Annotated in this window: 9 protein-coding genes; 6 read left to right on the plus strand and 3 right to left on the minus strand. The window is 69.3% G+C overall.

Going from position 1 to position 7007, the window contains the following annotated elements; translation table 11 throughout:
• Positions 1–352, minus strand: a 352-nt coding sequence (gene arfB, locus VB716_RS06280) for an alternative ribosome rescue aminoacyl-tRNA hydrolase ArfB (RefSeq protein WP_323249183.1), incomplete at its 3' end; no start/stop codon positions are given.
• A 94-nt stretch (positions 353–446) separates the two neighbouring features.
• Here arfB and speE point away from each other — a divergent pair.
• Both speE and speB read left to right on the plus strand, forming a co-directional pair.
• Positions 447–1298 (plus strand): polyamine aminopropyltransferase, encoded by an 852-nt coding sequence (gene speE / locus VB716_RS06285; RefSeq protein WP_322758079.1) that lies wholly within the window; start codon positions 447–449, stop codon positions 1296–1298.
• Positions 1295–2176: an agmatinase gene (speB, locus tag VB716_RS06290; RefSeq protein ID WP_323270018.1), complete on the plus strand. Its 882-nt coding sequence runs from the start codon at positions 1295–1297 to the stop codon at positions 2174–2176. Before speE ends, speB begins: the two co-directional genes overlap by 4 nt.
• 16 nt (positions 2177–2192) lie before the next feature.
• On the opposite strand, the gene VB716_RS06295 is transcribed toward speB, so the two are convergent.
• Complete coding sequence (locus tag VB716_RS06295) at positions 2193–2600, minus strand: Crp/Fnr family transcriptional regulator (RefSeq protein WP_231598082.1); 408 nt, start codon at positions 2598–2600, stop codon at positions 2193–2195.
• A gap of 130 nt (positions 2601–2730) precedes the next feature.
• Complete coding sequence (locus tag VB716_RS06300; RefSeq protein WP_322758077.1) at positions 2731–3003, minus strand: hypothetical protein; 273 nt, start codon at positions 3001–3003, stop codon at positions 2731–2733.
• A gap of 204 nt (positions 3004–3207) precedes the next feature.
• Here VB716_RS06300 and gcvT point away from each other — a divergent pair, with 204 nt between their 5' ends.
• The 4 genes from gcvT to VB716_RS06320 are packed head-to-tail and all read left to right on the plus strand — an operon-like array spanning position 3208 to position 6929.
• Entirely contained in the window at positions 3208–4356 is a 1149-nt protein-coding gene (gene gcvT, locus VB716_RS06305) for a glycine cleavage system aminomethyltransferase GcvT (protein ID WP_323270019.1), read from the plus strand.
• A gap of 2 nt (positions 4357–4358) precedes the next feature.
• A complete protein-coding gene (gene folK / locus VB716_RS06310) occupies positions 4359–4877 on the plus strand; it encodes a 2-amino-4-hydroxy-6-hydroxymethyldihydropteridine diphosphokinase (protein ID WP_323270022.1) in 519 nt (172 codons plus the stop codon).
• Positions 4877–6139 carry a glycosyl transferase gene (locus tag VB716_RS06315; RefSeq protein ID WP_323270020.1) on the plus strand — a complete coding sequence of 421 codons (1263 nt, stop codon included), beginning with the start codon at positions 4877–4879 and terminating at the stop codon, positions 6137–6139. Before folK ends, VB716_RS06315 begins: the two co-directional genes overlap by 1 nt.
• A gap of 19 nt (positions 6140–6158) precedes the next feature.
• Positions 6159–6929 (plus strand): dihydropteroate synthase, encoded by a 771-nt coding sequence (locus VB716_RS06320; RefSeq protein WP_323270021.1) that lies wholly within the window; start codon positions 6159–6161, stop codon positions 6927–6929.
• The last annotated feature ends 78 nt before the right edge of the window (positions 6930–7007 follow it).

Below are 7007 nucleotides of genomic sequence, written 5' to 3' on the forward strand. Positions count from 1 at the left end.
GCGTGGCACGCCGCGGCGGCGGCGGCGGCGCCATGGCCTGCTGCAGCAGCTCCACCAGACGCTGCCGCGCCGCCACCCGGTTCTGCCACTGGGAACGGTGCTCAGAGGCCGTGATCACCACCGCCCCCTCCACCAGGCGCCCCTCCAGACGACGCAGGGCGCGGGCCTTCTGCAGAGGCGGCACGGCAGCGGACGTGGCCAGGGGGAACACCAGCTCCACGCGTGAATCGGTGGTATTCACGTTCTGACCACCGGGCCCGGAGGAGCGGGAGAAGCGCCAGCTCAGGTCCGCCGCCGGGATCAGCACCGCCGCCGTGACGCGCAGATCACCACTGGGCTGTTGGCCTGGCATGTGTTCAGGATGACAGGACACCTGCCAGAGACAGCGAGGTGAAACATGGATGCTGTGTAACCGTACGGAGATTCACTCCGGGCGGCCCCACCCCATGGCGAACCCCAAAACCTGGATCGACGAGATCTTTGATGGCGTGCGCTACGGCCTGGCCGGCCGTGTACTCGCAGAAGAGCAGTCGCCCTACCAGCTGGTGACGATCATCGAGAGCGAGCGCTATGGCAAGGGCCTGCTGCTGGATGGCTGCTGGATGACCGCCGAGCGGCAGGAGCGGCACTACCACGAGGCGATCGTGCATCCGGCCCTGTGCGGCGCCGCGTCGATCGAGCAGGTGCTGGTGATCGGCGGCGGTGATGGCGGCACCGCCCGCGAGTGCCTCCGCCACACCGGCGTGCAGCACCTCGACATGGTGGAAATCGACGGGCTGGTGGTGGAGTGGAGCCAGCAGTACCTGCCCTCGATCGGAGGCGGCTGCTGGAGCGACCCCCGTTTCCACCTCACCGTGGGCGATGGCATCGCCTGGGCCGCCAACGCGCCGCCGGCCAGCTACGACGTGGTGATCGTGGATGGCTCCGATCCCGCCGGCCCGGCCGAGGGCCTGTTCAATCGGGCCTTCTTCGAGCACTGCCGCCGCATCCTCAAACCCGGCGGCGTGTTCGCCACCCAGAGCGAATCCCCCGAGGCCTTCCGGCAGGTGCACCTCGACACCGTGGGCCTGCTTCGCGAGGTGTTCGGCCACGCCGATCCGATGTACGGCTGGGTGCCGATGTATCCGAGCGGCTGGTGGAGCTGGACCTTCGCCGCCCTCGATGGCCGCCGCTATCTGGAGCCGGATCCAGCGCGCGCCGCGGCCATCGGCGAGGGCTGTGAGATCTGGTCGCCCCGCTGGCAACGTGGGGCCTTCGACGCCATCCCCGCAGGCATCGAGCGCGCACTCAACGCATGAACAACCTCTTTGTCACGGATTTGTTTGACACCGATGGTGCCATCTACATGGCCAGCCGCCGCGATCCCGCCGGCTGCCGCGTGGGGTTGTTCGGCGTGCCCTACGACGGCACCACCTCCTTCCGCCCCGGCACCCGTTTCGGGCCTGCAGCGATCCGCGAGGTGAGCAGCGGCCTCGAGACCTACTGCCCCCAGTTGGACCTGGATCTGGATGATCTGGCCTTCGCCGACTTCGGGGCCCTGGAGATCCCCTTCGGGGCCCCGGAACCGGTGGTGGCCGCGGTGCGGCGGGGTACGGAACACCTGCTGAGCCTCGGCCTGCGGCCCCTGATGCTGGGCGGCGAGCACTCGATCAGTTCCGGTGCCGTGGGCGCCGTGGCGGCCCACCAGCCGGATCTGGTGCTGGTGCAGCTCGATGCCCATGCCGATCTGCGCCACAGCTGGCTCGGCAGCCAGCACAGCCATGCCTGTGCCATGCGCCGCTGCCTGGAAGTGTTGCCCAGCCAGCAGCTGCTGCAGATCGCCATCCGCAGCGGCACCCGCGATGAATTCAGCGAGCTGCAACAGAGCGGCCGGCTGGTGGCGATCGAGCGGATGGCCGCAGCACTGCACCCGCTGCGCGGCCGCCCCCTCTATCTCACCGTGGATCTGGACTGGTTCGATCCCGCCGTGATGGCCGGTACCGGCACTCCCGAACCCGGCGGCTTCCTCTGGAGCGACTTCGCCGCCCTGGTGGATGAACTCCGCCACCACAACCTGGTGGCAGCGGATGTGGTGGAGCTGGCCCCCCAGCTCGATCCCAGCGGGGTGAGCAGCGTGCTGGCCGCTAAGCTGTGCCGCAGCCTGCTGTTGCTGCTGGGCCGGACAGCCGGCCACTGATCGCAGCCCGCTGGAGTCAGTAGCAACAGGTGCCGCTGGTGCGCTGCTCCCGCAGGCGATCGTGCTGCTGACCCAGGAGCATCACCGCCAGGGTGGGGTGGTTATGCAGCAGGTTGAGGAAGCGGAGCCGCTCCAGACGCAGCACTTCCACCGGGGTGCGCGCGATGGCATCGTTACGGAAGGCAATCTGTCGCCACATGATCTCCTGGTAACTGAACAGCTCACCAGGCCTGTAGCAGAGCCGATTCCCCTGCTCGTCCACCAGCTCCACGATGCCGCGGCGCACGGCATAAATCGCATCGGCCATCCGACCGCGCGTAAAGATGTGGGCCCCGGTGGGGAAGGTGAAGATCTCGCAATCGACCTGATCTGCCATCAGGGCGATCGGAGAGGGAGCAGCGGGTGTCGTGACCAATCTGGTCACCTCCTGGTTGAAAGGTTCTGATGATTACATTCCTACATCCGCAAGCGCCACAACGGCAGCGGAGAACACCAACCAAAGATCTTGAACGGGCCGATCAGGGCTTTCGGAGGCTGCAGTCTGCCCAGCTTCTTCAGGCTTCCAGCCTCTGGGACTCGTCAGGCTCCATGGACAGACAGAGCTGGCGGCTGGGGACATGGCTGAAGCGTGTCACCATGCCGGACGAACCTGCGCCCTCAGGGCCCATGCCGGGCAACCGGGGTGGACGGGCTGTCCAGTGATGGCACCAGAGGTCTCCGGACAGATCGGGATGGATGGACAGGCGACGCAGCTTGCACCAGCCCATCTCATCGCCACGGGGAGGCGTGCAGTGGCGACAGCTGCGGCAGCTGGAACGCTGACCCATCGGAAACCCATCAAGGGGCCCAAGGTAAAGAGGTCACGGAAGGATCGCCAGGCAAACAGCCCGAATCCTCCACTTTCCTTCAGCAAGTCAACCCTGCAGGAGGTCGATCCGTACAGCATCGAAGCAGACATCTCCCTGGGGAAGACCGCGGCTGCTCTCCAGCAACTGCTCTCCATAGGATCCGGCCAACGCTGCACTCCCGCCATGGCCGCCCCCGCCACCGATCCGTTGCAACGCACGCCCCTGTTCGAAGCTGCCCGCGACGCCGGGGGGCGGATGGTGGCCTTCGCCGGCTGGGAGATGGCTGTGCAGTTCGGCGGACTGGTGCAGGAGCACACGGCCGTGCGCCAGCGCTGCGGCCTGTTTGACATCTCCCACATGGGGGTGCTCACCCTGCGGGGCGACGGGGTGAAAGACGCGCTCCAGACCCTGGTGCCGACCGATCTGTTTCGCATCGGCCCCGGCGAAGCCTGTTACACCGTGCTGCTCAACGAGGCGGGCGGCATCCTCGATGATCTGATCGCCTACGACTGCGGCCAGGTGGCCGGCGAGGGCGGCAGCAGGGGCGAGCTGGTGCTGGTGATCAATGCCGCCTGCATCGACGCCGACACCGCCTGGCTACGCCGCCACCTCGAGCCGCAGGGGGTGACTCTCACCGACCGCAAGGGCGACGGGGTGCTGCTGGCCCTGCAGGGCCCGGAGGCACCGGCACGGCTGGAGGCCCTCAGCGGCGCCGATCTCTCCGGCCTGCCCCGCTTCGGCCATCGGCAGATCCTGCTGTCCGGCGCCGCCACCGGAGCGGCCGCCGGCGCCCCCGTGTTCGTGGCCCGCACCGGCTACACCGGCGAAGACGGCTTCGAACTGCTGCTGGATCGCCAGGCAGGCCTCGCCCTCTGGCAACAGCTGCTGGCCGAGGGGGTGGAGCCCTGCGGCCTCGGGGCCCGCGACACCCTGCGCCTGGAGGCGGCCATGCACCTCTACGGCAACGACATGGATGCAACCACCACACCCCTGGAGGCCGGCCTCGGCTGGCTGGTGCACCTGGAGATGCCCAAGCCCTTCATCGGGCGGCAGGCCCTGGAGCGGCAGACAGCGGAAGGGATCGAGCGGCGGCTGGTGGGCCTGGAGCTGCAGGGGCGTGCCATCGCCCGCCACGGCTACCCGGTGCTGTGTAACGGCGAGCCGGTGGGGGAGATCACCAGCGGCAGCTGGTCGCCCACGCTGGGCAAGGCGATCGCCCTGGCGTCGGTGCCGGTTGGCTCCGCCCGCCTCGGCACGGAGCTGGCGGTGGAGATCCGCGGGCGCGAGGAGCCGGCGCTGGTGGTACGGCGGCCTTTTCTCCGGCGGGGTTGAGGGTGGCCTGGACGGAGCGGGCCGATCCACCGCGGCAGGCCGCCATCGCCCTGGGCAGCAACCTGGGCGACTGTCGCGCCACCCTGGAGGGCGCCCTGGTGGAGCTGGATGCCAGCCCCGGCATCCGCCTGCTGCGTCGCTCCGCCTGGTACCGCAGCGCACCGGTGGGGCCGCCGCAACCCGACTATCTCAACGGCTGCGCCGTGCTGGAGGTGCTCCTGTCGCCGGAGGCGCTGCTCGATCGGCTGCAGGAAACGGAGACCCGTTTCGGGCGGGTGCGGGCCGAGCGTTGGGGGCCGCGCACCCTCGACCTCGACCTGATCCTGCTCGGCGACCTGCGCCTGGATGGCGAGCGCCTGCAGCTCCCCCATCCGCGCATGCGGGAGAGAGCCTTCGTTCTGGTGCCGCTGGCGGAGATCGCGCCCGACTGGATCGATCCGCTGACGGGCCAGAGCGTGGCGGCCCTGGCCCGGCAGCTGCCGGACGACGGCGGCCTGGAGCGGCTGGCGCTGCAGAGCTGATGAGCGACTTCTTCCAGAACGGCATCGTCACCACCCTCCATGACCTGGGGGGACGCAGCGAGGCCTCTCTGGCGGCTGCGGTGGCGGAGCAGGCACAGCGCCTGCCGCTCACCCTGGTGCTGCCCTGTCTGCACGCCGAGCTGCGGGGTCCGGCCCTGGAGCCGTTCGTGCGCCAGCTGGCCACCATCCCCTGGCTGAACGAGATCGTGATCGGCCTCGATCGGGCCGATACCGCTGGATTCCGCGAGGCCCTCGCCCTGTTCAGCCAGCTGCCCCAGCCGCACCACCTGATCTGGAACGATGGCCCCCGGGTCACCGCACTGATCAAAGACCTGGGGCATCAGCAGCTGGCGCCGGCGGAACGGGGCAAGGGCCACAACATCTGGCTCTGCCTGGGCCTGGTCCAGGCCCTCGGGCGGGCCGAGGTGGTGGCCCTGCACGATTGCGATGTGGTGAGCTTCACGCCGCGGATGCTGGCCCGGCTCGTCTATCCGCTGCTGCATCCCGACAGCGGTTTCGTGTTCGCCAAGGCCTACTACCCGCGGATCAGCGCTGGGGTGATGTACGGGCGGGTCAGCCGCCTGTTCGTCACCCCCCTGCTGCGGGCCCTGCGGCGCTGCCTGCCCCCCAGCCGCTACCTGGAGTTTCTCGACAGCTTCCGCTACCCGCTCGCCGGCGAGTGCGCCATGCGGTGGAGCGCGGCACGGCGTCTGCATCTGCCCAGCGACTGGGGAATGGAAATCGGCGTGCTCACCGAGATGTTCCGCGATCACTCCACCCGCCAGCTCTGCCAGGTGGACATCGCCGAGGCCTACGACCACAAGCACCAGCCATTCCCGCCCGAGACAGATCACGAGGCCGATCAGGAGCCCGATCACGGTGTTGGCGGCAGTGGCCTCGGGCGGATGGGCCGCGACATCGCCCTGGGGCTGTTCCGCGGGCTGGCGGCCCAGGGCCAGGTGCTCGATCTGGCGCTCGTGCGCAGTCTCGCGACCGCCTATCAGCGGATCGTGCTGGATCTGCTCGATTCCTACGCCGCCGACGCCGCCCTCAACGGCCTGCGGCTCGATCGCGGCGAGGAGACCCGCGCCGTCTCCTTCTTCGCCGCCTGCCTGCTGGAGGCCGGGCGGAGTTTCGTGCAGGAGGATCAGCTCTCCCGGCTCACTCCCACCTGGGATGAGGTGAGCCAGCGCAGGCCCGAGGTCCTGTCGAGGCTGGCAGCGGCGGTGGCGGCCGACCGGGCCGACCATGCTGGCGCCTGAGCCCCCAAGCTTCGCCTTGATGAGCACGCCCCATCCCCGCACCCTGCTCGGCGTGATCAACCTCTCGCCGGAATCGATGGTGAGCGACTCGGTGGTGGCGGGCACGGAGCAGCTCCTGCAACGGGCCGCCTGGTTGCACAGCCAGGGCTGCGCCGTGATCGATCTGGGTGCCCGCTCGATCACGCCGACGGCGGCGATGATCAACGACGCGGAGGAACAGCGCCGGCTGCTGCCCGCCCTGGGCCGGCTGCTGCAGGAGGGCTATCGGGTGTCGGTGGACACCTGGAGTTCGCAGACCGTGCGCGTCGCCCTGGAGGCCGGCGCCACCGCCATCAATTTCACCGGCGCAGACATCGAACCCTCGGCCCTGGCGGCGGTGGCGGCAGCCGGCGCCTCATTGATGCTCACCTACATGCCCTATGGCGACGCCTACCGCATGCGCACTGCCGCTCCGGTGCCCTACCGGTTGCAGGGGCTGCTCGATCACCTCGGCCCGCGGGTGGAGCAGGCCCGGGCCGCCGGCGTGGGTGAGGTGATCATCGATCCCAACCTCGGCATCATCCACCCCGCCACCGACGATGTCGGCAAGATCCAGCTGCAGAACAGCGTGCTCTGGAACCTGGATGTGCTGCGCCAGCTGGGCTGCCCGATCCTGCTCTACGCCGCCCGCAAGCCCGAGCGGCTGGCGCGCATCCTGTTCGCCTCGAATGTGCTCTTTGCCGGCGCCGACTGGATCCGCACCCACCATCCCGACATGATCCAGGCACTGCTGACGGCGGCGACGCCATGAGCGACCTGCCCCTGCACGGCCGGGTGGCCCTGGTCACCGGCGGCGGGCGCCCCACCCGCCCGGCGATCGCCCTGGCCC

The sequence above is a fragment of the Synechococcus sp. CCY9201 genome (assembly GCF_034931105.1).
GTDB lineage: Bacteria > Cyanobacteriota > Cyanobacteriia > PCC-6307 > Cyanobiaceae > CBW1002.

Coding starts and splice junctions, on each gene's coding strand:
- gcvT (WP_323270019.1), top strand. CDS start 3,208: ATGGCCGCCCCCGCCACCGATCCGTTGCAACGCACGCCCCTGTTCGAA.
- VB716_RS06320 (WP_323270021.1), top strand. CDS start 6,159: ATGAGCACGCCCCATCCCCGCACCCTGCTCGGCGTGATCAACCTCTCG.
- VB716_RS06315 (WP_323270020.1), top strand. CDS start 4,877: ATGAGCGACTTCTTCCAGAACGGCATCGTCACCACCCTCCATGACCTG.
- speB (WP_323270018.1), top strand. CDS start 1,295: ATGAACAACCTCTTTGTCACGGATTTGTTTGACACCGATGGTGCCATC.
- speE (WP_322758079.1), top strand. CDS start 447: ATGGCGAACCCCAAAACCTGGATCGACGAGATCTTTGATGGCGTGCGC.
- VB716_RS06300 (WP_322758077.1), bottom strand. CDS start 3,003: ATGGGTCAGCGTTCCAGCTGCCGCAGCTGTCGCCACTGCACGCCTCCC.